At 64.6% G+C, this 24,140-nt stretch carries 25 protein-coding genes and 1 tRNA gene; 13 read left to right on the top strand and 13 right to left on the bottom strand.

Annotated elements, in window-relative coordinates; all coding sequences use genetic code 11:
• Window positions 1-303 precede the first annotated feature (303 nt).
• Together JZ791_RS23520 and JZ791_RS23515 are read right to left on the bottom strand one after the other, a co-directional pair.
• The gene (locus JZ791_RS23520) at window positions 304-2,514 is read right to left on the bottom strand and encodes an amylo-alpha-1,6-glucosidase (protein WP_216897367.1); all 2,211 of its coding nucleotides are present in this window, start codon (window positions 2,512-2,514) and stop codon (window positions 304-306) included.
• Between the two features lie 176 nt (window positions 2,515-2,690).
• Complete coding sequence (locus JZ791_RS23515; protein WP_216897366.1) at window positions 2,691-3,266, bottom strand: helix-turn-helix domain-containing protein; 576 nt, start codon at window positions 3,264-3,266, stop codon at window positions 2,691-2,693.
• Window positions 3,267-3,313: 47 nt separating this feature from the next.
• On the opposite strand from JZ791_RS23515, the gene JZ791_RS23510 reads away from it, so the two are divergent.
• The 4 genes from JZ791_RS23510 to JZ791_RS23495 all read left to right on the top strand — a co-directional run bounded on the left by JZ791_RS23510 (window position 3,314) and on the right by JZ791_RS23495 (window position 6,897).
• On the top strand, window positions 3,314-4,174 hold the full coding sequence (locus JZ791_RS23510) for a class I SAM-dependent methyltransferase (RefSeq protein ID WP_216897365.1): 861 nt from the start codon (window positions 3,314-3,316) through the stop codon (window positions 4,172-4,174).
• 43 nt (window positions 4,175-4,217) lie between these two features.
• Entirely contained in the window at window positions 4,218-5,663 is a 1,446-nt protein-coding gene (locus JZ791_RS23505) for an MFS transporter (RefSeq protein ID WP_216897364.1), read from the top strand.
• Window positions 5,664-5,832: 169 nt separating this feature from the next.
• Window positions 5,833-6,363 carry a cysteine dioxygenase gene (locus tag JZ791_RS23500; RefSeq protein ID WP_216897363.1) on the top strand — a complete coding sequence of 177 codons (531 nt, stop codon included), beginning with the start codon at window positions 5,833-5,835 and terminating at the stop codon, window positions 6,361-6,363.
• 72 nt (window positions 6,364-6,435) lie between these two features.
• Window positions 6,436-6,897, top strand: coding sequence for a rhodanese-like domain-containing protein (locus JZ791_RS23495; RefSeq protein ID WP_308163052.1), 462 nt, complete (start codon window positions 6,436-6,438; stop codon window positions 6,895-6,897).
• Here JZ791_RS23495 and JZ791_RS23490 read toward each other — a convergent pair.
• Window positions 6,887-7,507 carry a phosphoribosylanthranilate isomerase gene (locus JZ791_RS23490; RefSeq protein ID WP_216897362.1) on the bottom strand — a complete coding sequence of 207 codons (621 nt, stop codon included), beginning with the start codon at window positions 7,505-7,507 and terminating at the stop codon, window positions 6,887-6,889. The genes JZ791_RS23495 and JZ791_RS23490 overlap by 11 nt on opposite strands.
• A 199-nt stretch (window positions 7,508-7,706) precedes the next feature.
• On the opposite strand from JZ791_RS23490, the gene JZ791_RS23485 reads away from it, so the two are divergent.
• Window positions 7,707-8,006, top strand: a complete 300-nt coding sequence (locus JZ791_RS23485) for a hypothetical protein (RefSeq protein ID WP_216897380.1) — start codon at window positions 7,707-7,709, stop codon at window positions 8,004-8,006.
• A gap of 117 nt (window positions 8,007-8,123) precedes the next feature.
• On the opposite strand, the gene JZ791_RS23480 is transcribed toward JZ791_RS23485, so the two are convergent.
• The 3 genes from JZ791_RS23480 to JZ791_RS23470 form a co-directional block, all read right to left on the bottom strand.
• Window positions 8,124-8,591, bottom strand: coding sequence for an SRPBCC family protein (locus JZ791_RS23480; RefSeq protein ID WP_216897361.1), 468 nt, complete (start codon window positions 8,589-8,591; stop codon window positions 8,124-8,126).
• Between the two features lie 118 nt (window positions 8,592-8,709).
• The gene (locus JZ791_RS23475) at window positions 8,710-9,030 is read right to left on the bottom strand and encodes a DUF3759 domain-containing protein (protein WP_216897360.1); all 321 of its coding nucleotides are present in this window, start codon (window positions 9,028-9,030) and stop codon (window positions 8,710-8,712) included.
• A gap of 135 nt (window positions 9,031-9,165) precedes the next feature.
• Window positions 9,166-9,342 carry a hypothetical protein gene (locus JZ791_RS23470; protein WP_216897359.1) on the bottom strand — a complete coding sequence of 59 codons (177 nt, stop codon included), beginning with the start codon at window positions 9,340-9,342 and terminating at the stop codon, window positions 9,166-9,168.
• Window positions 9,343-9,571: 229 nt separating this feature from the next.
• Between JZ791_RS23470 and JZ791_RS23465 the strand changes: the two genes are divergently transcribed.
• From JZ791_RS23465 to JZ791_RS23455, 3 genes are all read left to right on the top strand, one after another.
• On the top strand, window positions 9,572-10,060 hold the full coding sequence (locus JZ791_RS23465) for a hypothetical protein (RefSeq protein ID WP_216897358.1): 489 nt from the start codon (window positions 9,572-9,574) through the stop codon (window positions 10,058-10,060).
• Between the two features lie 51 nt (window positions 10,061-10,111).
• Complete coding sequence (locus tag JZ791_RS23460) at window positions 10,112-10,921, top strand: hypothetical protein (protein ID WP_216897357.1); 810 nt, start codon at window positions 10,112-10,114, stop codon at window positions 10,919-10,921.
• A gap of 246 nt (window positions 10,922-11,167) precedes the next feature.
• Window positions 11,168-11,240, top strand: a tRNA-Asn gene (locus JZ791_RS23455).
• 124 nt (window positions 11,241-11,364) lie between these two features.
• On the opposite strand, the gene JZ791_RS23450 is transcribed toward JZ791_RS23455, so the two are convergent.
• The 3 genes from JZ791_RS23450 to JZ791_RS45200 form a co-directional block, all read right to left on the bottom strand.
• Window positions 11,365-12,486 carry a site-specific integrase gene (locus JZ791_RS23450; RefSeq protein ID WP_216897356.1) on the bottom strand — a complete coding sequence of 374 codons (1,122 nt, stop codon included), beginning with the start codon at window positions 12,484-12,486 and terminating at the stop codon, window positions 11,365-11,367.
• A gap of 259 nt (window positions 12,487-12,745) precedes the next feature.
• A complete protein-coding gene (locus JZ791_RS23445) occupies window positions 12,746-12,943 on the bottom strand; it encodes a helix-turn-helix domain-containing protein (RefSeq protein WP_216897379.1) in 198 nt (65 codons plus the stop codon).
• An 86-nt stretch (window positions 12,944-13,029) separates the two neighbouring features.
• Entirely contained in the window at window positions 13,030-13,524 is a 495-nt protein-coding gene (locus tag JZ791_RS45200; RefSeq protein ID WP_254206183.1) for a helix-turn-helix domain-containing protein, read from the bottom strand.
• A gap of 472 nt (window positions 13,525-13,996) precedes the next feature.
• Here JZ791_RS45200 and JZ791_RS23435 point away from each other — a divergent pair, with 472 nt between their 5' ends.
• Both JZ791_RS23435 and JZ791_RS23430 read left to right on the top strand, forming a co-directional pair.
• Window positions 13,997-14,551 carry a hypothetical protein gene (locus tag JZ791_RS23435; RefSeq protein WP_216897355.1) on the top strand — a complete coding sequence of 185 codons (555 nt, stop codon included), beginning with the start codon at window positions 13,997-13,999 and terminating at the stop codon, window positions 14,549-14,551.
• Between the two features lie 8 nt (window positions 14,552-14,559).
• Window positions 14,560-14,952: a hypothetical protein gene (locus JZ791_RS23430; RefSeq protein ID WP_216897354.1), complete on the top strand. Its 393-nt coding sequence runs from the start codon at window positions 14,560-14,562 to the stop codon at window positions 14,950-14,952.
• Window positions 14,953-15,056: 104 nt separating this feature from the next.
• Here the strand turns inward: JZ791_RS23430 and JZ791_RS23425 are convergent, their stop codons facing one another.
• The 4 genes from JZ791_RS23425 to JZ791_RS23410 form a co-directional block, all read right to left on the bottom strand.
• Complete coding sequence (locus JZ791_RS23425; protein ID WP_216897353.1) at window positions 15,057-15,350, bottom strand: hypothetical protein; 294 nt, start codon at window positions 15,348-15,350, stop codon at window positions 15,057-15,059.
• A 113-nt stretch (window positions 15,351-15,463) separates the two neighbouring features.
• The gene (locus tag JZ791_RS23420; protein WP_216897352.1) at window positions 15,464-16,837 is read right to left on the bottom strand and encodes a cytochrome P450; all 1,374 of its coding nucleotides are present in this window, start codon (window positions 16,835-16,837) and stop codon (window positions 15,464-15,466) included.
• Window positions 16,834-18,006: a DUF6545 domain-containing protein gene (locus JZ791_RS23415; protein WP_216897351.1), complete on the bottom strand. Its 1,173-nt coding sequence runs from the start codon at window positions 18,004-18,006 to the stop codon at window positions 16,834-16,836. The genes JZ791_RS23420 and JZ791_RS23415 overlap by 4 nt, the downstream gene beginning before the upstream one ends.
• Window positions 18,003-18,491, bottom strand: a complete 489-nt coding sequence (locus tag JZ791_RS23410; RefSeq protein WP_216897350.1) for an ImmA/IrrE family metallo-endopeptidase — start codon at window positions 18,489-18,491, stop codon at window positions 18,003-18,005. The genes JZ791_RS23415 and JZ791_RS23410 overlap by 4 nt, the downstream gene beginning before the upstream one ends.
• 543 nt (window positions 18,492-19,034) lie before the next feature.
• Between JZ791_RS23410 and JZ791_RS23405 the strand changes: the two genes are divergently transcribed.
• The 3 genes from JZ791_RS23405 to JZ791_RS23395 all read left to right on the top strand — a co-directional run bounded on the left by JZ791_RS23405 (window position 19,035) and on the right by JZ791_RS23395 (window position 23,532).
• Window positions 19,035-22,466, top strand: coding sequence for a hypothetical protein (locus JZ791_RS23405; RefSeq protein ID WP_216897349.1), 3,432 nt, complete (start codon window positions 19,035-19,037; stop codon window positions 22,464-22,466).
• A 164-nt stretch (window positions 22,467-22,630) separates the two neighbouring features.
• Window positions 22,631-22,972: a PadR family transcriptional regulator gene (locus tag JZ791_RS23400; RefSeq protein ID WP_216897348.1), complete on the top strand. Its 342-nt coding sequence runs from the start codon at window positions 22,631-22,633 to the stop codon at window positions 22,970-22,972.
• Window positions 22,973-22,995: 23 nt separating this feature from the next.
• Window positions 22,996-23,532, top strand: coding sequence for a hypothetical protein (locus tag JZ791_RS23395; RefSeq protein ID WP_216897347.1), 537 nt, complete (start codon window positions 22,996-22,998; stop codon window positions 23,530-23,532).
• Window positions 23,533-24,140: the final 608 nt, after the last annotated feature.

The following is a 24,140-nucleotide window of genomic DNA, read 5'->3' as shown; positions in this document are numbered from 1 at the left end:
ACGCCGGATGCCAGCGTGAGCCGCTCGGCATGGTGCTGGCCATCACCCCGACATCGACATCCACCGCCCTGGCGAATCCAGCGCCGTCACCCCCGAATCCCGTGCCGCTCAGGGCATCCCGGTGGCGCCGAAGGTCTGGAACGAATTGCGGACAGCCGCGGAAACTCTCGGCGTATCCATCCCGGAGCCGATCCCAGCCGTCGACTGATACCCCGACGTCCACACTGGCGGGGTCCGTGATCCGCGGATCACGGGCCCCGAGTGCATATCCGCACCCTGCCGCTCGATCACCACGCGCGTTGCTCAGTCACCCTTCGTACCGTGGCTGCCATCGGACCCGACGCTCAGCGCATCCACCGGCTCTCGCCGATCGATGGCGATGCTCATGCGCGCGGGATCCAATTCCGCGGCATCGGAAGGCTCCCCGTTCAACGTCCAGTTCGCGGGCAGGCCCTCGACCCGCATCGTGTCACCCTCGGCCTCTACGGTGACGGTGATCGGCCCCAAGCGCAGGTCGTTCAGCCGCAATCGACCCCAGCGCTGGGGTAGGTGCGGGTCCAGGTGCAGCATCCGGCTGGGGACGTCCGGGGACAGGTCCAGGAACGACCGGATCAGCATCAGCGGCGCGGCACTGGCCCACGCCGACGGGGAACACGCGGTGAGATAGGGCACCGGCGAGCCGAAACGCTCACGGGGAAAGCCACAGAACAACTCCGGCAGTCGCCCCTGAAAATGCAGCGCCGCGTCGATCAGCCCCTCGGCCAGGCGTTCGGCCAACTCACGAGCGCCCGGCACATGCTGATACCGCATCAGCCCGGCCACCGCCAGAGCGGTGTCGTGCGGCCAGACCGACCCGTTGTGATAACTCATCGGGTTGTAACCGACCATCCGCGAGGACTGGGTGCGCAACCCGAATCCGCTGTCCAACTGCGGATCCGCGAGATGTTCGATCACCTGTGCGGCGCGCTCGTCCGGCACGATGCCGGTCCACAGGCAGTGGCCGATATTGCTCGTCAACCCGTCCACGGGGCGTTTGCGGTGATCCAGCGCGAGCGCGTACCGGCCCTGGTCGGGCAGCCAAAAGGCTTGGTCGAAGCGCTGTTTCAGCTGACGCGCCTTGCGCGTCGCCCGGTCGGCGGTGTGCAGATCGCCGCATGCCACGGCCAGCTCTGCGCGCGCGAGCCACGCGGCATAAACGTAGCCCTGTACCTCGCACAGCGCGATGGGCGGCTCGGCGACTCGCCCGAGCGCGTCGGTGATCGCCTCCGTACTGTCCTTCCAGCCCTGATTGAGCGGTCCCCGATCGGTTTTGCGGCGGTACTCCACGAAACCGTCTCTGTCACCGTCGCCGAAGTGGTCGATCCAGTCCAGCGCGGCGTCGGCGGCCGGAACGAGCGCGCGCACCGCGGACTCGTCGGCGCCCCAGCGCCGGCATTCGGCCAGCAGCATGACGAAAAGCGGTGTGGCGTCGACGGATCCATAGTGCACGCAGCCGCCGAGCTCACCTGCGGTGCCGCGGCGCATCTCGTGCATGATCCGTCCCGGCTCCTCCTCGGTGATCGGATTCACCGTCTTGCCTTGGAGTTTCGCCAATTGCCGCAGCGTGCCCAGACCCAGCGTGGAATCCAGCGGCAGTGCCATCCACGAGGTGAGCAGGCTGTCGCGGCCGAACAGCGTCATGAACCAGGGCGCGCCGGCGGCGACGTACGCGGACCTGCCATCGCCCTCATCGATGCGCAATGCGCCCAGATCGTTCTCGGTATTCCGCAGGATATGCGTCATTCCGGGATCGGTACAGGTCAGAGAGGTCGCGGTAGCACGCCACGCCGTCATCCGGCCACCGGGATCGCGATCATCGCGGACCGCCGACGCGCGCCGATGCCCGGCGACCGGCTGGGCGCGCACCTGAGTGGACCAGTGATCGTGCGCGGGTACCACTATCCGCCAGCTCAGCGCGCCGCGCAGGGCCACGGGATCGCCTGTGGCACTGACGATTATGCCGCGACCAGGATCGGCGTGGTCGGTGAAGCGCAGTTCCGCTCCGCTCGCGGTGACCTCGCCGCCGCCACCATGACCGAGCCCGGACTTGACCGCGAACAGGTCGGCGAAATCGGCCTCCGCGTGCAACGTCAGCCCCAGCGCGGTGTCCTCGTGGCCGAGGTTGTGGACCGTGATCGTCTCGCTCAGCCCCTCGCCGAGCACCCGGTCGCGCACCACCAGCAGGGTGCTGTCGGCCACGCCCTGCCGCGGCGGCACACGCAGCACGAACCGCGCCGTGAATGCCTCCGGGGTCGACGCGCTGAGCCGTTCCATGTGCTGCCCCTCCACCCGCAGCTCCCACCGCGAGATCACCCGCGCATCGCGATAGAACAGCCCCTGCGCGGAACCCGGCTGAATATCACCCAGCGGATCGGACAGGCAGAAGGTCTTCGCCTCGACCAGCGTGATCGTCGGCTGTCCACCCATCTCGATCGGAGGCCCCGCGGCGAATGTCTGCGACGCGGCAGCGGTCATCCCCGCACCTCGGCGCGCACGTGCGAAAAGGGCGAGCTACTCACGATATGACCTCCTCAGCTACGGTGCTGCGAGTAATCGATAAGCGATGCCGGTGGTGCGGCTGGGCCGCACGGGGATTTCGGTGCGCAAAATCCGAGGGTCAGCCAACTCTTGGTTACCCGGATGTCGAGCGGCTAATCATCGACTCGATCCGGATGTAAATGCGTGCGCTGACCCTCATGATCGAATATACACAGCATCTCGGCCGGGGCCTCCAGGGCGCCGAAGGCGTGCGGAATCATGCACGAGAACTCGGCAGCCTGCCCGGTCTCGACGCGAATTCGTCGATCACCCAACCATAATTCGACCACGCCCGACAAGACCGTGAACCAGTCCCTCCCCGGATGCACCCGCTGCTCACCGCCTGGCGGTCTGGTCATCCGCATCTTGGCCACGGTGACGCCACGCGGGCCCGAATCGCGGGTGAGCAACCAGGTAGTGACCCCGCGCGAGGTATCGCGCTGCGGACGGATCACCACATCCTCGTCGGTGACCGATTCGACCAGCTGATCGAGTGTGGTGCCCAGCGCGCGGGCGATGGGCGCGAGCTGGTCCAGGGCGATGCGGCGGTGACCGGTCTCGATGCGGCTGAGCGTGGACGGGCTCAGATAGCAGCGGGCCGCCAGATCGTCCAGGGACCACCCGCGCGCCAACCGCAGGCCCCTGATCCGCTTGCGGACCACGCCGTCGAGATCTCCGTCTTGCGTCATAGGCAAGATTATATGCTTTCTGAGCAAGGGCGGGTAGCGTCGGACCCATGAGCCACGGCGACCACCATCAGCACAGCACCCATCAGGACAGCGCCCACCACCACGGCGCCCTCGGCGACGACGAATCAGCCCTGGCCGAACTCCTCGACCTCGACGCCGAGGCGTTGCCCGACCACCTTCCCCAGGTCACCGCCCTGATCCAGCTCCATGCCGACGGCCCGATCCGCCGGATCGCGGATATGGGCAGCGGGACCGGCACCGGCACCCTGGCCCTCACGCAGCGCTTCCCCGATGCCGAGGTGACGGCCCTGGACATGTCCGCGACCATGCTCGAACACCTGTCGGCGAAGGCCGAGGCCCGCGGCGTCGCCGAACGCGTGCACACCCGGCGGACCGACCTGGACGAGGGCTGGCCCGACCTGCACAACCTCGACCTCGTATGGGCCTCCAACTCCCTGCACCACACCGCCGACCCGCAGCGCGTGCTGCGCGATATCCACGACGCCCTGCGCCCCGGCGGGCTGTTCGCACTGGCGGAGCTGACCGACATGCCCCGCTTCCTGTCCGGCGAACTCGGCGAGGTCGAGGACCGCATGCACACCGCCCTGGGCGACGAGACCGCCGCGCACGTGCCCCACCTCGGCTCCGATTGGGCGACCCTGATCACCAAGGCGGGCTTCGAGATCCGGGCCGAACACCGCTTCACCATCGCGGTCGATCCCCCGCTGTCCGACGCCGCCGTCCGCCTCGCCGTCGCCACCCTGAGCCGTATGCGCGAAGGTCTGGCCGACCGCCTGGCCCCCGCCGACCGCACCGCCCTCGACGCACTCCTGGCCACCGACCCCACCGCCCTGGCAAACCTCGCCATCCGCGACGAACGCCTCGTCTGGATCGCCCGCCGCCCGTAATCCCCCGAATGCCATAGTGACCGATGACCGGCACCATGGTCACATGTCTGTCGTGCCCGCCCGTGAAGACGGCTCGCGAACATCCGTCCTCCCGGCAACGGGCGTCATCGTGCTGCTGCTGGTCTTCGAGTTCGTCAACGGGATCATGCAGGGTGAGATCACGCCGCTGCTGCCGAATATCCGCACCGCGCTGAATATCGGTGCGGCGGACCTGAATTGGATCGTGTCGGTGGAACTGCTCGCCGCCGCCATCAGCGTTCCGGTATTCGGGAAGCTCGGGGATCTGTACGGGCACCGCCGCCTGCTGCGGGTGGCCATCGCATTCGTCGCGGTCGGATCGGTACTGATCGCGGTGGCGCCGAATCTGCCGTTGATGCTGCTCGGGCGTGTGCTACAGGGAGCGGAACCGGCCATCGTCGCGCTGATCATCGCGCTGTGCTGGGATCTGCTTCCGCCCGGACGGGCCCGCAGCGTGGTCGCCTGGGCCTCGGGCACCCTGCCCGCGGGCATTCTGGTGGGCGCGATCCTCGTGGGCGGGTTGGCAAAACCGCTGGAATCGGTGCACTGGGTGCTGGCGGTCCCCGCCGCGCTGGCAGTGCTGTGCGTACCGCTGTCGTACATCCCGTTGTTTCCGGAGTCCCGTCCGCAGGAGACCGGTCGGGTCGATTGGCTCGGCGCGGCGGGCCTGGCGCTGGCGATGGCGCTGTTGCTGTTCGCCATATCCCAAGGGGAACACCATAGTTGGGGCTCGGCCAGGGTGCTGATTCCGCTGATCGCCGCGCTCGCGGTGCTGGCCGGGTGGGTGCTGATGGAGCGACGGATCGCCGATCCGCTGGTCGACCCCCGCGTGGTGCTGAGCCGTCGCATGCTGCCGATTCTGTTGTGCTCGTTCATCTATGGCGTGTTCTACTTCGGCAACCAGGCGGCGGGCTCCACATTCCTGTCCGCGGACCGGCACGTCACCGGGTACGGATTCGGCCTGCAGGCGATCGGCATCGCGGCGCTGAGTATCCCGCTCGTGGTAGCCGCGGTGGCCGGCACGATCGTGGCCGGACGATTCGCCGCACTGGTCGGCGGCTACCGTATCGCGACGGCCATCGGGTTCGTCCTGGTCGGCCTGGGCTACCTGCTGGTCCTCGGGTGGCATACCGCGCTGGGGCTGTTCGTGATCTTCTATCTGATCGCCGGATTCGGCGGCGGCGTGGCCCTGGCCGGCGTCCCGATCATGGTCGCCGAGGCCGCGCCCGCAGCCCGCCTGGGCATCGCGATGGGCCTGTGTATGAACTTCCGAACCATCGGCGGCGCACTGGGTTCCGCGGTGGCGGCCTCGATCCTGAGCAGCTACCTGCTCCCCCACGCCGGGCCGCACCACACCGGGCAGCCCAGCGAACACGCCTTCATGGTGCTGTGGTCGATCATCTGCGCACTGTGCTTCGTCGGGGCACTCATCGCGCTGGTCACGCGCCGGACGGAGTCGGCCGCCCCATGATGATCACCGTGCGAGGGCGGGATGGTTCCCAGGGCTGGGGCGACGCGCCCTGGTTTTATTCACGCTGATCTTGGCCGATGGCATGGCAGGGTTATCGGCGCATAATTCTGCTCGGCCGGTGCACCGGGGACCCGCCCCTGGTTGCCCGCACGACCATGGGAGGCAGGATTTGACGACGTCGCTACCGGTGAAGCTCAAGCACGCCAAGGACATTCATCCGGGCGTCGATGTGCCGTTATTACACCAGGCCGTGCGCGAGGATCGCATGCTGTGGTCCCCGGCCGAGCTACACGACCTCACTGACGTGGTGGCGTCCGAATTAGCGACGCGATTGAGCGATATCGTGCGGTTCGAGGCCGGGCAGCGCTGGTGGGCCCGCCTCGCGCTGACGATGGGCGTCGAGCTGTGGCTGCTGTCGTGGGCCCCCGGACAGGGCACGGAGCCGCACGATCACGGTGGGGCGTCGGGGGCCTTCACCGTGACCCTCGGCGAGCTGAACGAACAGTACCGGCACTCCGACGGCCCGGTCCGCGCGGCGCAGTGGCGAGCCGGGGACACCGTCGCATTCGGCCCCGGCCGTGCCCACCAACTCCACAACATGGGCGCCGCGCCGGCGGCCTCGGTACACGCGTACTCCCCGCCCCTGCGGCCGGTGCGCGAGTACCGCACACTCGCCGATTTCACGGGCGTGGACCACTAGGCGTAAGCCGCCCGACGCGGCCGGTTCCCACAACCGGCCGCGTCGGCCCGCGAGTACAGTACGCCCCGAACCGTGCGCCCGGACCTGGGAAACCCCGCGCCCGCGAATCGCGCACCCGAGACCGGAAAGGACCGTGGACTCATCAGCGCCGAGGAGATGCTCACCCGGGCCAGGGCACGATTGCAGCGGGTCGAACCCGAACGGGCGGCAACACTGCAGCACGAGGGCGCCCTTGTCGTCGACCTTCGTCCACACGCGAACCGGCTGGCCGAGGGTGAGATTCCCGGCGCGGTGATCGTGGAGCGCATCGTGCTGGAATGGCGCTTGGACCCGACCGGCGAGCACCGCCTGCCCGGCCTCACCGCCGACACCCCGGTGGTACTGGTCTGCAACGAGGGCTACGCCTCGAGCCTGGCCGCCGCCGATGCCCACGACCTGGGCCTGCACCACGCCACCGACCTGATCGGCGGCTTCCGCGCATGGAAGGCGGCCGGACTTCCGGTCGCTCCCGGCGGCTCGCCGGCTATTCCGTAGGCCTGCCGCCTCGCGCCGCGGCGAGGAAGGCGCGGATCAAGTCGGGGGATTTGACGCCCCGCTCGCTCTCGACTCCGCTGGACACGTCCACGCCCCAGGCGCCGGTCGCCTCGAGTGCCGCGCGGACATTGCCCGGGTGCAGGCCGCCGGCGAGTAGCCAGCGGCCCCGCGGGGTGACGAAATCGGGCGATGCCCAGTTCCAGGGTTTGCCCGAGCCCGGTTCCGGTGCGTCCAGCAACAGCAGGTCCTCGCCGTATTCACCGAGGTGGGGCGGGGTCCGACCGGCTGCGACGGCGCGGATGAGGGTGCGGCCCGGGCTCCGCAGCCCGCGGTAGTAATCGGGGCCCTCGTCGCCGTGCAGCTGAACAGCGCGGATACCGCTGCGCTCGGTCAGTTCGAGCACTCGCGCCACCGACTGGCCGCGGAAGACCCCCACCGTCAGCACATGTTCGGGCACCAGCTCGGCGAGCCCGTGGGCGGTCTGCGCGTCCACCGTTCGCGGGCTGTTCGCCGCCAACACGAATCCGATGGCATCGGCCCCGGCCGCCACGGCCGTCTCCACGTCCCGCTCGGTCCGCAACCCGCAGATCTTCACAAACCGCTCGCCCATGCCCCCAGTCAACCAAACACCACCCGGCAATACGCCGCTGCCCAGGGATTCCGGCGACCGACGGACCGAACCAACCGGTCCAGGAGCAACATCGTTGTCATGTCAGGTAATTCGGTTAACTAGCAGTCAATCATCCTCTGCGACTACCATTCTCGTGACAGATGCTCAGCAAGATTACGAACAGCGAAAAGAGTTCGCCATGATTCTCGTGGCCCTGCACGACGCCGTCCTCGCGCACGACGCCGTCCTCGCGCAGCTCGGCAACCCCACACCCCAAACGCCGCCCGTGGCGGACAAGCTGTTAACGCTGGTGCGATATTTCACCTGGTTCGTGATCCTGTCCGGCATCCTCGCGATCGTCTACGCCGGTGGCCATTTCGCGTGGGAGAAGTGGGCCGGTGGCGGCGTGTCCCAGTCGCCGAAGATGGTGGCGGGAGCCATGATCGGCGGAATCATAGCCACCAGCGCGGGCACGATCATGAATGCCGCCATAGGCTGACACGCGGGCTCGAGGACCGAGCACTCCCTGTGTGAATCCGGACACGTTGCGCGAGTTCGGATTCACCTGTGGAGTGCTCGGCCTCTGTTACTCGACTCACCCGCCATACGTTGGCGTTCAGCGCGTTTCCGCGAGTTCGGCCAGCCGGTCGAGCGAGGCGCGGAGTTTGTCGGCGGTGGTCTCCCGTGCCCGCTGCATGCGGGATTCGTCGTTCAGGTCGGTCCAGTCGTAGGTGTGGGTCACCCGCGTGCGATCGTCGGCCACAGGTTCGAGTTCCCAGCGCCACAGGTGCCCCGGCGGCTTCTGCTCCTGCGGTGCGGGCAGCCAGGCGATGCGCCGTCCCTCTTCGAACTCCACCACATGGTTCTCGCGGATACCGCCCGAGGTGTTCTCCATCAGGAACGCCTCGCCGATGCTGTGGACCCGCTGGCCGTCGGCGGCCTGGGCCAGGTTGGCGTTGCCGTCCCAGCGCGGCTGCTGCGCGGGATCGGCGATCAACTCGAAGATCTCGGCGGCGCCCGCCGCGATCTCACGATTCGCGCTCACGATCCGGGGTGTACCTGGGGCCTCGCTGCTGTCGGTCATGAGTCGATCGAACCATCCGCGCGCCACGCCGCGCCAGTCCCGGATGATCGGATCACAGCATGCCGCAGGCCCGGGACTCGCGCCCCGGGCCTGCGGAATACGTTCGCTGGGGGCAGCGTCAGCGCTGGTCGTACAGCGAGTACGCCTGCTCGCGTGCATGGTTGTCGAAGCGCTCGCGATCGAGCCAGTTCAATCCCTTGGTCTCGAACAGCTTGTCGCCCTCGGCCGCGGCGAAACCGGCGAGCAACTCCTTGGCCATCTCGTGGTGCTCGACCTTTCCCTCCCGCTCCTCATGCTTCTCGAACATCCGCATCGCCGCGAAACCCGCGGCGCCCGCGACCAGTTCATGGGTCCAACTGGCCTCGTGCGGCTCACCCTGGTACACCCGGTCGTGGGCGTCCCGCGCGCCATCGTGATCGAACAGATCGAACAGACCCATGACAACCTTCCCCTGTCCGCATCTCGGACAGCGCAATTCGCGACTCTAGTCACGACATACGGTGGCTGCCATGGGGATTGCCGTGTTCTCAGCAACCTCATAATCGTGCGCGGCGCGCACGCGTACCGGCCGGGTTCAGGCCGCGCGATCCCCCTGTCGAGGGTCACCGGCATACAGGCCCATCTCCTCGCGTTGCTCGCGATGGTCCGAGCACAGATACCGTGGACTGCGGCGGTTGTAGGCCGGGTCCAGACGTTGGGTGAAGGTCAAGTGATCGCGGCGCCAGCAGTCGCCGCAGGTGAGCTTGTTCATTATCGGACCTCCTGTTGTCCCCCTCGCGCGGTGAAAATGCTGGTCGAGTGGGTCAAGAGTTCCCGATCCGCACCGCCTCAGCCCTACCCAACCCCAATGGTGGCCGAACTGTTACCAGTATGACGGGATCGGCCGCGCAGCGCAGGCCGCCCGGTAGTGAGAATACCGATTTACCTCCGGCCGTGGTTTGGGTACGTTTACCGAAACACACCGTCACTCGGGGGATTCCATGAGATCCAACAACCGCAGCGTCCTCGTCCGCATCGGGGCCTTCCTCGGCTTCGTGGTCCTGTTTCTGCTGATTCGGGTCCTGATCCACGCCGCCTCCTACGCCTTCGGCCTGATCGGTGTGCTGGTCGTTCTCGCCGCGGCCATCGGAGTGCGGGTCTATCTGCGGTCCAGGCGACAGTCCGGAACCATCAATATCAACTCAGTGGGCTACCAGCCCGGCCCCTACGATCCGGTGCAGGCGCCCGGTTATCCGAACCAACAGGGCTACAACGCATTCGCAGCGCCGCCGATGAACCCGGGATATCCGCAGAACCAGCCCGGATATCCCGCCGCACCCGGCTACCCCCAGAACCAGGAATACCCGCAGAACCAGAATTACCCGGGTCAAGCAGGCGCTTTCCAACAGCCCGGCTACGGGCCGCAGTACCCCGGCTACCCGGCACAGCCAGGCACCCCTGGGCAACAGCCCTACTCACCGCAGAGCTGACCCTCGCCGTTTCGGTGATTCCACAGATCACGCTGCGCGACAATCGAATGCGTGGTTGATCTCATTCTCACGGCCGGGCGGCGGGAGCAACTCGCCGCGTTGCTCGACGACGCGCAGCGTCTGAAGGCCGAGTACCCGTCGGTGGCCGAGTACCTGGACGCCGCCCCGATACTGCCCGGGACCGGCGACGACCGCGCCGACGCGGCGTTCGACCTGCGCTTCGTGCACTACCTGACCAGCGACGAGTCGGCCAATCCGTACTGGGATATCGTCGCGCCCTCGGTTTCGGCCGTGCAGGGCCGCCGCCGGGTAGACGGCGGCCGGTCCCGAGGCAGCGCCCGGCTCGGCTTCGCGCAGACCATCCTGCAAACCACATTCGCCTATGCCGTCCCGGCCCCCGACACCATCGCCTGGATCGCCGACCGCTGCGCCGGTCACCGCGTGGTCGAGATCGGCGCGGGACGCGGCTACTGGGCCGCGCAGCTGGCCCGCGCCGGCGTGCGGATCGAGGCGTACGACTCCCAGCCCCCCGACGCCACCACGAACCTCTCGTTTCCCAGCGCCGCCGGCCGGCGCGACGTGTGGCACCCCGTCGACGACCACACCGCGTACACCACCTCGGCGGACGATGTCCTGTTCCTGTGCTGGCCACCGGGCTGGGAAGATCCCATGGCCTCCACCGCTCTGGCCGAATTCGAAGGCGACCGCCTGATCTACATCGGCGAGCCGAAGGGCGGCAAGACCGCCGACGACGCGTTCTTCGACGCCCTGTCGGCCGATTGGACACTGGAATCCGAAGACCCCCGGTCTGTCGCGTGGTGGAATCTCGCCGATACCGCCCAGGCATGGGTTCGCCGGTAACCCGCCAGCCGCCGTATAACCGAGGACGATCGATCACCTGCGTCTTCGAAGTCGAATCCCGAATAGCGAACCGGCCAATTGTGAAGTGGATAACACCAGTACAGATATCCCGGACTCCCGTCCTGGGCGGCCCACCCCACCGCCGAACCCCATCGGTAAATCCCAGGTCAAGCCGCGATTTGGGTAGGCACACACCGATACGCTAAAGTTTCTCCACGGCCCGCCCGGAAGGATGAGCCGGAGCAATCCCCTATAGCTCAATTGGCAGAGCAGCCGACTGTTAATCGGCAGGTTTCTGGTTCGAGTCCAGATGGGGGAGCCTCAAAGAGTGCCTCTGACCAGGGAGTTAAAGTTCCCCAGGTCAGAGGCACTGTTCGTTTGCTGGCCAAAAAGGTCCATGATGGGTCCATCATGGACGCGAACCAACAGGTCAGGACGGGTAGCTACGCGCTACGACGCGACAGGGCCTCCCTGTTGTCTACGACACGATTGCGGGCCGCGTAGTGCTTCGCTGCGACGACCTCGGAGTTGCCGAGCTGGGCCGCCGCTTCCTTGATGCCCAGCGCCTGGCGAACGTCGGTGCCGACCCTGTGCCGGATCTGCGTTGGGGTGATGTCCTTGAAGTTGTCACCCCGCACCGCACGCCATACTTCGTTGAAGTTGTTCGGGTTCCAGCCTTTGCCCCGGGGTGAAGGGATGATCAGATCGTCATCGCTCTTGATCTTGTATGCCAGAAGCTTCCGGACAGCCTCCACCCCCTTGGGAGCCAAGCCCAGTCGCCGGACCCCCTTCGAACCGGTCTTGGTCCCCTGCTGCCAGCGCCACCCCTTACCTTTGCCCATATCCACCAGCTTGCCCCGGACCCAGATCCCCGGTACTTCGTGATCAAGCTCGGCATCGGCGATCCGGAAGCCCAGCAACTCGCCAGGGCGCACCCCCGTTTCCAGGAACAGCTGGACCACCCAGTAGATACGTTCGTCACGTTTCGGACCGGAGCGCCAGCCTGGAGTACCCGGAACCGCCTCACCGCGGCACCAGGCGGCCACCTGTTTCATGAACGCATCGAACACATCGTGTTCGAGCGCTTCAGGTTCCTCGTCCTTGCGATCGGGTTTCAGCGTGCCGTCCATCGGGTTGATGTCGATGGCACCATGCCGACGGGCAACATCGAACATCCCGGACAGGATGGCCCAGTGCTGAGCGGCTTTGGAGGTGTGGCCCGCCTCCATCAGCTTGACCATATATTCGTTCATGCGGGCCGTATCTGATTCCCGCACAGTGAGTTTACCGATGGTCGGCTTGATCTTGATTGCGTCAGAACGGGTTCGCTTGTCTTTACTGTGATCCAGCTGCCGTTCGTAGAGATCGAGGCTGCTCTTCGCGAGCTTGCCGCGCAGTCTCTCCTCCGCCAGCCAGATGTCCGCGAGCTTGGACAGCCGGGTTGTCGGCTTGACCGTATCGCTCCCCCGTTTTGTACCCATCCAGTCGGAGGCAGCCTTGCGCACGAGCCGCTCGGCCTCGCGGTCATTCTTGCCCTTCCGTTTAGGCTTGTAGTAGTTGCCCAAAGTGTTGCGGCACCATAGGCGCGCTTCGACGCGTCCGTCAGGCAACTTCCGGATCTGGAGTCGGCCAGTTGTTCCTGGTTCCAGGGAGGGATTCGACAAGGTAGTCCTATCTAGGCTGGCCGAACGGCCGATCCGAGAATATCAGTTCGAGTGGGTCCATGATCAGCAAATTCCGGTGATGGCAATCACTTTCGGGTTTACGTAAATGAGGACTTCCTCAAATCCGGCGGATTTGAGGAAGTCCTCATTTAGCCAAGAACTATGCGGCATCCTCTTCGTCGGCATAATGCGCGTCCAGCCATGTGTCCAGGTCCACCAATCGATAACGGGCATGCTTGCCAACCCTCAGGTACCGGGGTCCAACCCTTTCTGTCGCCCAGCGCGCAAGCGTCTTGCTGGGCACTTGTAGATACTCGGCGGCCTGTTCTCGGGTGAGAAGACCTCTCCCATTTGACATTTCAGCAGACCTCTCATTATCTCGAATCATCGTTTATCGCCAATGCCCCTATTGACCTCGCTCGCACGGTGTGAAGTTGGGGGCGATCATGAGGCCACCGACCCGCGCAAGGAGGGGTTTGCGATATTCATCAACGCCTCAGCCAGTCGGTCCGCGACGGACTGTAGATCCGAAAGCTGCTGCGGCAACAGGTCGTCCCATGGGCTTTGGCGACGGAGTAGCGCTTCGGCGAGAAGGGCCTGTTCCCATTCGGCGATGTCGCTGAGGGGGTATCGACGGATCCTGTTGCTTTTGATGAAGCGGGGGCCGAATCCGGCGCAGGCCCATTTGTTAAGCGTGACAACTTTGATCTTGAGACGGTTCGCCAACTCCTCGCTGGTCAACCAAGCTTCCTCGACAGGGTCGATAACGAGGACGTCGCCGACGGGGTAGCGGCGCACTCTGCCAGCCTTGATGAAGTGGGGACCGATCCCATTGCAGGCCCATTTGTCGAGTGTGCAGACTTTGATCTTGAGACGGTCCGCCAGTTCCTGGCTGGTCAGCCACACTTCCCCTGAACGTTCCATAATCCACTTCCTCATCTCGCACTCCGTAGAGAGTTGCCCGGTCGAGCACGACCCGGTGTCAGGCGTCAAAGCCTTGGACGCGCCCCAGGCCGAACCCCGTGTCGCGCCTGTCGAACCCACTCCGCGAGTCGTGTCGTGCCTCGTATGACGCGCGCGACGTCCCACGACGGGAACTGTACATAGTTTTACACTTAGTTTCAATAGATTCACTGCTTACTATAGGTAGAAACTACAGATAGAATTGGCTTGCCACACTGGACATGAGCAAGATCACTAACGGATGAGCTGGTAGAAGATGCGTAGAAGTATCAGGTACTATCAGCCAGAACGTGGACGTAGCGGCCGTTCCGCATGCGTTCCCCTGCACAGAGTCGAGGCGATGACTACACACCCCGAGTACTTGGGCCAGGTGGCACACGCACGGCGTGATGAGCTGGACTTGACCAAGCAAGCGATTCACTCAGCCGTCGGGTTGAACCCACTAACGGTGAGCAAGATCGAAAACGGGCTGGCCGGACGAATCCACAAGAGCACCTTCACCAGGCTGGACAAGGTGTTGCAGTGGGAGGACGGTTCGGCCGAGAAGGCGTTCACCAGTCGCCGCCCTCCAGTCAAAGCCACTACCTCCGCGCAGCCAGTACCCACTGTGTTGTACGTTCCGTTTCCCCCCGACCTGATTCAGAAGACGGTCAAGCTGGCCGAGGCGGTTACCGAGGCCGCCGCCGGAGACGAGCGGCTGGCAACGCTGGTGACCGAGATGGACACGGTTGCGGACCGTATCTTGCGGGCCTGGACTATCGCGGACATCGAGCGCCAGAGGTATGAGGGCACGCTGAGTTCGGCAACCATCGAAATGCTGCTTGGTCATTACATGCGGCGTACCCCTGAAGCGCCGACGGTCCAAGACCAGGAGGAGCTGATGTATTTGCGCTGGTTGCTGGGCCGACTCCCCGAGTCCGATTCCGAGCAGGAAGAACGCTTCGCGCAGCGATGGGTGCGGGTGCAGCGCATGTTCGCAGCGTCGCATCGAACGAGTGAGTGAGGGAAGCCATGCCATTGCCGTTGGCCGAAAAGATCGGCCGCATGATCGAATTCGCGCACCGTTGGGGTGAACCTGCACTCGTTGACGAGGAGATCGCCACCGAACTCACCACCCAGCTCAGACGCACCATCACACCCGCCGAGATCTCGGCCCTGCGTGACGGATCGACAATCGAAATCCCCCGCGACTTGGCAACTGCACTGTGCGCGCTGTGCGGCGTAACGGATGTCGGTTACCTGCTGGCCAACGGCGACGAGGATGTCGACATTGACCTGCGACTACAGCTGTGGACCTTGGCCCGAGACCGAGGGATCCGGCACGTCGCCGCGCGCGCGATGACTCGGGACAAAATGAGAGAGCTGATCAGCGATCTGCGTGCGCTGCCGACGCGCACCGGGTAACGCAGCTGCGGCATCTGTTCAGGTGTAATCGACTGTGCTGGAATGGAACTGGATCGAGAATTTATCGCCCCCGATCGAGCCCCTCGATCAACGCGCTACATCCTCTAATCATCGGGCCAGACGGTCACGGCCCAGTATTCCCTGAATCTGCGCATCAACTCAATCACCGAGACCTCTTGCCCCTCGTATCGGACCAAGTAGTCCTTGAACCGCTTGTACTGATCAGGCGCTTGACCTGGCTCGACGATGAGAGTTCTAGCCCTTTGATACGGCCGGAATTCAAGCGGAGGATGCCCGTTCGGCCGCGGGATCCTGAGCGTCTGGTCGATCTGAGGCCCCTTCCAGATGACAGTGATAATGGCGTCGGGTCCGACAGTTGCGCTCGGGATTTCGTCCATGGTCGACCTTTCTTCGATCTTGCCTGTCTTTCTGGAAGCAACTCAGGTTCGCTGTCACCGAAGCTGACAGACAGAGCCGTGCAGCCCCGGTTGGGATCGCCGGGGGGGGTGTGTCAGGGGATGCGGTGGAAGGTGACTTCGAGGTTGGATGGTCGCAGTGTCAGGTTCTCTTCAACGTCCAGTTCTGCGGTGCTGGCCAGCTCGTAGTCGCGTACCAGCGAGGCGATGATGAGCTTTGCCTCGTGCAAGGCGAATGCCTGACCGATACACGAGCGCGGGCCGGTGCCGAAGGGCCGGTACATCCAGGGAGCGGCCCGGAACCCTTCCTGGAGCCACCGGTCCGGCCGGAACTCCTCGGCATCGCGACCCCAGACGGCGGGGTCGCGATGTACCGCCAGGAGCAGCACGAACACCCACTCCCCCGCGGCGATGGGGTAGCCGCCGAGCGTGGTGTCTTCTCGCGCGGCCCGGAAAAAACCGGGTGCGGTGGGCCACAGGCGCAGTGTTTCGGAGATCACTGCCTCGGTGACCTTCAACGTGGCGACGTCCTCGTACGCGATGCGCCCGTCTGTGGTCACCGCGCCGGCTTCGGCGCGGACCCTCGCTGCCAGCTCCGGATTGCGTGCCAGGAAGTGCGCGGTGAAGGCGAGCAGATTGCCTGTGGTCTCGTGTCCGGCGATGAACAGCGTGAGAACTTGATCGACAAGGTTGTCGTCCGGTAGTGGTGTGCCGCTCTGGGGGTGCATCATCCGGTCCAGCAGGTCCGGGTATCGCTGGCCGGTGCGCCGTCGGGATTCGATGACATCCAGCACGGTTGATTTCATGAGTTCGATGTCTTTGGTGTGCTGGCGAGCACGCTTACCGCCGATCAGCTTGCCCACCACAGGGATTGCCGATTCTTGGGCGTAGGAGAATACGCGCGTCAGTGCGTCGGCGAACGGTGCCCGGTGCGCCGCATCGTGTTCGGTGAACGCGCCGACCGAGTGTCCGAACCCAGCCTGTCCGATGACCTCGAGGGCTGTGTCGCCCATCATGGCTGCGGTGTCAGTGACGGTCCGGGTCTGTCCGAGCCACTGGGACGTCAGGTCCACGACGTTCAGCATGGTGTCGTGGTAGTCCGCCATCGCCGCAGGCACGAATCCCTGAATGAGGATGTCGTGGCCGCGTTTCCATTCGTCGGAGTCGTTGGGCGCGGTGAACAGGCCATTGCCGCCGACAGCGCGGAGCTTCTCGTAGGGTCGGGCGAAGTGCCGCTGCCAGGTCTTCTCGTCGATAACCTCGCGCATCAAGGCCGATGAGCCCGCGAACGTCAGGTGTACCCCGCCGATGAACGTGCGCCGGTACAGCGGGCCGAGCTGGGTGAACTGCCACAGCGTCTTCTGATTCGGGCGGCGGCTGTCAATGCCGAGCACGTCGCCCAGGATCGGAATCCGCCTGGGCGGATGCGGAATACTCTGCGCGACTGCGGGTGTGGTCGTTGTCGTCATAGGGTTGCCTTTCGGGGATGGCCGGGCGAATCAGCTTCTTCGAGAGCCGACGGTTGACCGTTGTCGGTGCGGGTTCGGTTCCATTCCTGGGCGATATCGAGGACGAAGGTCTCATCGCCGATCCAGGGCGGGGCGGCGGCGTTCTGATCGTCGTGCTCGACTGCGCCGCCGGTCAGGGCGGCGCGGAGGGCGTCGCATACCTGTGCGGGGATGGGGGCCGGTCCAAGGCCGGTCAGATACGGGGCGGCCGAGATCATGGTGTCCTCGATCTCTACGCGCATGCGGTGCTCGGTGACCTGCGGCAGTGTGGTCCATGTGAGGGCGTTGAGACGCATCTCCGGTCGTGCGCGCATCATGTCCTCCCACATGGGCCGCAATATCCGGGAATTGCGGGAGGCGGGGTCTCGGTGGGTCCTGATCGCGAGTGAGGTGATGATCGAGGGCACCGCTAGCAGCATGAGCATTGCGATCGGGATCAGGAACAGCAGATCGTTGCTGTGTGCGCGGTCGGTGGTCAGGCGGTGCACGCCGGTGGTGATCAGCCACCCGGTTACCAGCCGGGTCCAGGCGTCGACCTGGGAGAACGCGATGCAGATGATGACGATCGCGCCGAACGCCGCTCGGGAGCGGCTTTGCCGCCAGTGCCATAGCAGGCTCACGGCGGTGATCAGGACCGGGATTTCCGCCAGTGCGGTCGGCAGCGAGTAAATGGTCAGGTAGACCCCGGGTCGCCAGCCGGACAGTTCTTCGACTGCGATGTCAGCGGCCCGTGCGGGGGCGGAGATCCAGGCCAGCGCCGCGACGGCCAGCACCACACCCGCCCAGATCAGCGCGAGCATCGCTGCTCGCACTGGTTGCCGAGCGCGCCAGAGCAGGCCGATCCACAAGATCGCGCCCGCCCCGACGAGCGCGGCGGCATGGGTGGCCAGGCGCACGTCCGCCAGCGTTGTCCACCGGGTCAGGACCGATTGGACCGCCTGGTCCCGTAGCAGCGCGGTGAACCAGTACGACCCGATCAGCACCGCGACTGCCCATTCGAGGCGTACGCGCTCGACCAGCACGGTGATGCGCAGCAGCAGTGCAACCGCGATCCATGTCAGCAGGGCGGCGAGCAGTGGCTCTGGTAGACCCGAGGTCGCTTCGGCCACCAGCAGAGGGCTGGGGCTCATCGCCACATCAATTCGATCAGCGAGGCTGCTCGGTGGCTCGCGCCGTTGAGGTCCTCCGGTCGGCCCCGGCTCAGGCCCGCCAAGTGCGTGCCAAGCCATTCGGCTTCCTGCTCCGCGGTGGAGTCGAAATGCCGGCGGTGCATGATTTCGCGCACCCGTCGTGGGTCCAGGCCCTCTGCCAGGAGCGAATCGGTGACCTCGAAGGAGTCATCGCCCCGGTGCTCGAGCAGCACGTGCCCCATCTCGTGCATGATCTCCTGGCGCTGGCCGCGCGGCGAACGCGCCGGGTCGTACTTGACCACCAGCTCACGCTCGGTAACCCACAACGCGCCGCAGCGCGAGACCGACGGCACATGCACGCGCCACGGGTCCAGCACGAGCCGCTTGCCGAGACGGGCCGACAGGTACGTCGTGAACTCCGCGACCGTCCAGGGCGCCGTCAGGGGAATGCTGTGCAGAATGCGCTGTAAGCGGATCTCGTCCAACGCCGACCTGACCTTCCGATTTCCTACCTGATCTACAACTCCGGCCACTTCCCCGTGTGCTGCTGCACACAACCGCGCGACGCGTGATGTAGGAAAGACCAGTTTCTAACTTCAGATGATGACAGTATCCGAATGATATAACAGCAAGTCAACTGGGGTAACGAGGTGGGTTTAGGGTGCAGTAGAACCGGGCTATGACGTGGCGTATCCATACTTAAGCTCGATGGCCGAACAGTTCTGAGCGCGCAGTCTGCGTGGCCTATTGCTTAGATTCCGTCAGGCAATGTCGGGCACTGCCGAGTACAGCAAGTCCTTGCTCAGTGCTGGATTGAACGAGGACTCTGCCGGAGATCTTGTGCTGCGGCGTCGTGTTCATCGCCCAGTCCAAGCCCCTGCCGCGAGGACCGAACCGCAGACCTCCATCGCTCATCGAAATCGAAATGATGCTGCTGGCGGGCCCCGGCCGGTGGTTCACCCACGGTGAGCAGCGGTGCCGCGCTTGCGGTTCCAGTGGGTCCGGGCGCTCGTGTACGGTGGCGCCACATGGGGAACAGCGGCGAGAGTGTGGACGGTAGCGTGTCTACGGAGGGACGAGATCTCGTTCAGCTTCAGCTGTATGAGGTGTTCCGAGCGATTCAGACCTCTGCGCTTTCGGTGCCGATACAGAATCCTGCGACTTTGCCGTTAGCGGAGCTCGATCCCGAGGTACTGGAGCGGCTCGTGTCGGAATTTGTCACCCGGCAGAGCCGGTCGGTCCATTTCTACGGACGACGCGGCCAGAAACAGTATGGCCTGGATATTGTGGAGCAGGACGGGGCGGAGCGGCCCGTTCTGTACCAGGTGAAACGCTTTCAGACGCTACGGCCGCAGGATATCCGGAACGCAGTCGAGGAATATGCTGGCGCGCCGCGGCGCCCGGGCAGCGATCCTGAGCCCCGGAAGTTCGATGCGAAGAGATTCGTCCTTGTCGTCGCGGCCGAGTTCGATTCTGACACAAGCAATCTCGATGAACAGTCAGCGCTGCAAGGTGAGTACGACGGGGACCTGGAGATCGACGTTTGGGGAGCGGAGACGATCTCGCGGCTGCTACGCGATCATCCCCGGACCGTCTATGCGATCTTCGGGCCGTCGTGGGCAAAGGTGTGGTGCGGCTTCGATCCGACTCCGGAGCAACTGCTGACACCACCCGCTTTCGGATTCGTCGAACCGCCTGCGGAAGTCCTGAATGTCGCCTCGATGCTGGCTGATGCTCACGAGTCAACACATACGGACCCCGCGAGTGCTGCCCGTTTGTACAAGGCCGTTGCGGATGCACTCGACGGAGGCGGTTTCCCGGGCCACTCCGCCCGAATCCGCGGATTCGAGGCAAAGGCGCTGTCGACTGCCGGGGATCATTCGTCGGCGTTCGAGGTACTTGCCGAGCTCACCCTGGAGGCGCTACGGGCAGGTAGCACCACGATTGAATGGCTCGGCAACCCGCATTTCCCCAGCAATAGCACGACCGTGTGGAGTGAGGCGACGGGAGACCAGCAGCGATCGGCGAAAGCTCGGCTGCTGTCGGCCATGTGTGATTGGAGCAGACAAGGGTCGGCTCCTGCGATCGTTGAGGATCTGGTCGCGCTCCGCGACGGCGCAGATCCTGACATCGCCGAGCTGTGCTGTATGACTCTCGAGAATGCACTCATCGACGGGCTGTTCGATTTCGACCCGCCGCAATCGACGATCGTCCCGCCCCAGTCGGATGCCGCCATCACGCCCCTGTTGAACGAACTTGTCGACCTTGCCCGTGGCCTGACCCCGGCAGACCGGGTCCTGCGGGCGCGGCTGGGCTGTGCGATCGCCGACGCATCGTTGCAGCTGTCTTCGACAATCGACGAAGTGGACAGCGCATATCAGGAATTGCTGGACGCCGCGCTTGCCGGACGGCTCCTTCATGCCCGCGGACTGGTCACCTCTCGGGCGGCCTACGCCTACGCGAGCCGGGGCGCGCTGGAGAAGGCCGTGAAATGGTGGGAGAACTCGATCCTCACCACCTGCGAGGAAGGCTATTACGGTGACGCCCGCGGGGCGATCACGAGCATCTCAAGCTGCAACTTCGATCGGCACCGGATCGATCAGTCGGTCACCGAGGTACTGAAGGCGCTCCCCAATCGCGAGCAGCTTCTGCGCGCTGGAAATTTCAATCCGTACCAGGCGGCGCTTGAATACGCGCACCAAGGACGACTGCCCGGTGCGTTCGGCGATGCACGCATCCATATCCGTGCATGCCGACTGGCCGGTCACCTTGAGCTCCATCGCCAAGCAGTGCGGCTCTTCGGCGACATCCTGGTTGCCGCAGACCAGGCGAAAGCCGCTCTGTTGCATTACATTTCCGCGGGTGCCAGCGACGAAGCACAACGAACGGCCGCGACCACCGGGCCCGTCGATGTCCTTCGGTACCTCGCATTGCCAGACCGTCGGCAGGCCGCCGCAGCGGCCTGCGTGATCGGTGAACATGCCGCTTCCTGCCCCGATGATTCGGTTCCTGGACTCGTGCAAGCACTGCTCAAGACGGCATCGTCGTTTCGGGAGAACTTCTCCCGCGTCGGTGCCTGCCCTGAATGGGAGGCATTGAAGGCACTGGCCCGCTTCGGTTTCCGTCTTCCGGAGTCTGCCGTCGATCCTATTCTCGCGATCGCTGAACCCGGGCTCGACAACAACCGTGATGGCAATGCCGACGTGGCAGCCTTGCTCATTGAGCTGCTGTATGCGGTGGTACCACGGCGGTCGGACATCGCCGCCGCTCTTGGCAGAATGATGAACCTCGACACGCCACCGGACGAGTTGTGGGACGGTATCGAGGTCATTCCGGCCGACAGCCGCGCTGAGCTGCTACCACTGGTGAAATCTCAGGCGGACAGAGGCCGCCGCAGCGCTGTGGCCGTTCTTGTTGCCTGGGCCGTACCTTCCCCGCTTATCCAACTCGTCGCCCGGCAGGCGTGCGCTGCACTGCTGCGGCAGCCCCCGGCCGAGCCGGGCCGCGCGGTGACACGCACGACCGAGGGCGAGACGGTGTCGCTGCTGCTTGCGCTGCTGAACCACGAAACAGGGGACCTGGTAGAGATACCGACCCGATATCTGGAGCCTGCCGTAGCGCGGCCAGCCGGAGGCGTCATTTTCGCGGCCTACATCGCAGGTCCCGGTGCGCGGTCCGATGACCCCGGATCCGGCGAAGCGGCTGGTACAGCAGAGTTCGAAGTGCCAGACGAAGAACAAGTCCTGGCAGACGCCAGCGCCGAACCCCGTCGCTTGGCCGCCGCCATCGCCGAAAAGCTCCTGACCATCGCCGAGGATCGCCACGAAGGAGGAAACGCCCGCGGACGCACAGTGCAAGCGCTGCAACGACTTTACCCGCACCTCGCACCTGGGCAACTCGCTGACATCGCGCACCGGCTGAACGCGATCCGGGCCGATCCTCGCCATTCGGCCGTTGATCGCACAATCATGCGTTCCGATCGCCCTCTGAGTTCGATGCGGATGAGCCTCGAGGAGAAAAATCTCACTTCCCGCGCTCTTACCGCCACCACAAAGGCGTACTGCGCGGCACGAAGCGATACCGATCTAATCGAACCCGACGCTACGCTCATTGCCGAGATCGCCGCCACCGCAATGAAGTGGCTAGCCGGATCCGACACCGACAGACGCAGCTCGGCGGCCATCGCGCTACTGGATCTGGCCAAAATCAAGGAAGCACCGACCGGTGCACTGTATGCCCTGCTGTGCGACCGGGACGCCCACATACGGGCCGCCGCGACCACCATCGCCGACCTCACACCCGAGATAGCCGCCGCCCTCGCCGCGGACGACGCACCGAACGTCCGGGCTCGTCTGGCCAGCCGACAAAATCTGCTTCCCGAACCGATTCGCGCCACACTCGCGGCGGATCCCGACCCGCGCGTGCGCAAGGCCCTATCCGCGCCAATGCCGATGTCGTAGCCCTACCGACGAACAGCGCAATCAATCATCTACGGCTCTGTCGGTCCGTTATCGGTCAGACGTCTCCATGATCGATACGGGTACCGTCCAGACGTACTGGGTAGTCATTTATGCAGTTCAAACCCTATGTAGTATAGCGCCTGAGGGCTATGTAGAATTTCGTCATGACTGAGTTCCGCATGACGACTACCGTCGCTAGCGTCCTACGTGAGTTCCTAGAAGACCCCAGCGAGCGCCAGTACGGGTTCGAGCTGATGGAACGCTGCAAGATCTCTAGCGGATCGCTGTATCCAATCCTGATCCGCCTCGAGCGCGCCGGCTGGATCGTCGGACAGCACGAAGAGATTGACCCGAGCAAGGAGGGCCGACCCGCACGGAAGTACTACAAGCTGACACCCGAAGGCGCGGTGTCGGCGAGCCGCGAGCTCGAGAAGCTCAGCGCTCGACTGCGCCCACCCACGCGTCATGCCATCTACCGGCGCGGGCTCGCAGGGGGCGTTGCGTGAATGCTGCTCTCGGGATCCTAGGGGTGATCGGCGCATTCATCGCCCTGGCGCTGACCAAGGTGGTGTCGAGCCTGGTCGGCAAGGAAGTTGAAGGTTGGTTGGACCAAGTACCGTTTGCGGTGCTACGGCTCGCGCGGCGTCAACTTCCCGAAGATATGCGTGTGCCCATCCACGATGAGGAGTGGGTACCGGAGCTTTACCACATCCAGGAGTGCGAGCAGGCACGTCCAATCACACGGTTGTGCAAAGGTCTACGCTACTCGACTAGTTTGCTGGGCCGCATCGGCCAAACGGTGCGAGCAGGCAGGCCGTCGCTGTCCTGGCAGGCCCGAATCGTCTCGGGGAAGTACCGCCGAGTGAAGATGTTGGCGGTCATCTCTATCCCGCAATGGATTGTCATCATTGGGATCACTCTCTTCGTGAGCCCGACGTTGGCCGGGCCAACGGTATGGGTTGTTGGGTTGATCGCGCTATTCGGCGGGGCTGCCAGCGGAGCACTCGGGTTTGCCTGGGACAAGCGATTACGAATCGCGCATCCTGAAGACTGCGACGGCGACTGATACACGTCCACTCGGCCCGAAGGTAAGGCCACCACCAGCGCGGTACACCTCCTGATGCACGTCAGTCGGAATCTTGACAAATAGATGGCAAATAGCCGCAGGTCACACGGCACTGTCACCCCGTGACCTGCGGCTATCATTTGGCGTGCACATTGGTAACTCAATGTGGACGGCGGAATCGGCATGGGTTGACTTGAAGATCCCGCGATGTCCCGCTGGAACTCTGCGGCGAGATCCGATGTGTCTCAATAGATTCTGCATCTCCTGGCAAATGCGCCCGTATTGGCGGAAGCGGTAACGTACAGCCTCTACGGGCGGAAGCGAAACCTATGCGCCTTGCCGCGATATGCCAATCGTTGCCACGCAACGAAACTCGGCAGCATTCACGGCCGAGATCAGTTTGCCGTACAGCCGCTGGATGACCGTGCATCGCGCGTCATATCCAAGCATTCACACCAGATGAGGTGACGTAAATCACTCAATCCTAGTTAATCCGGCTCCGTCCTACTTGGTCGTAGTCAATCGTGCCAAATACTTGCCGTTAGTTGGATATAGCATCTGATCTGCACTTTGTGTGTTTTCTTCGAGCGCCTTACGGTCAGTGCGAG

Origin of the sequence: Nocardia alni, from assembly GCF_019038435.1 — a bacterium.
Lineage (GTDB): Bacteria > Actinomycetota > Actinomycetes > Mycobacteriales > Mycobacteriaceae > Nocardia > Nocardia alni.
Note: the sequence above shows the minus strand (reverse complement) of the source record. Positions and strands in the feature narration are given on the sequence as shown.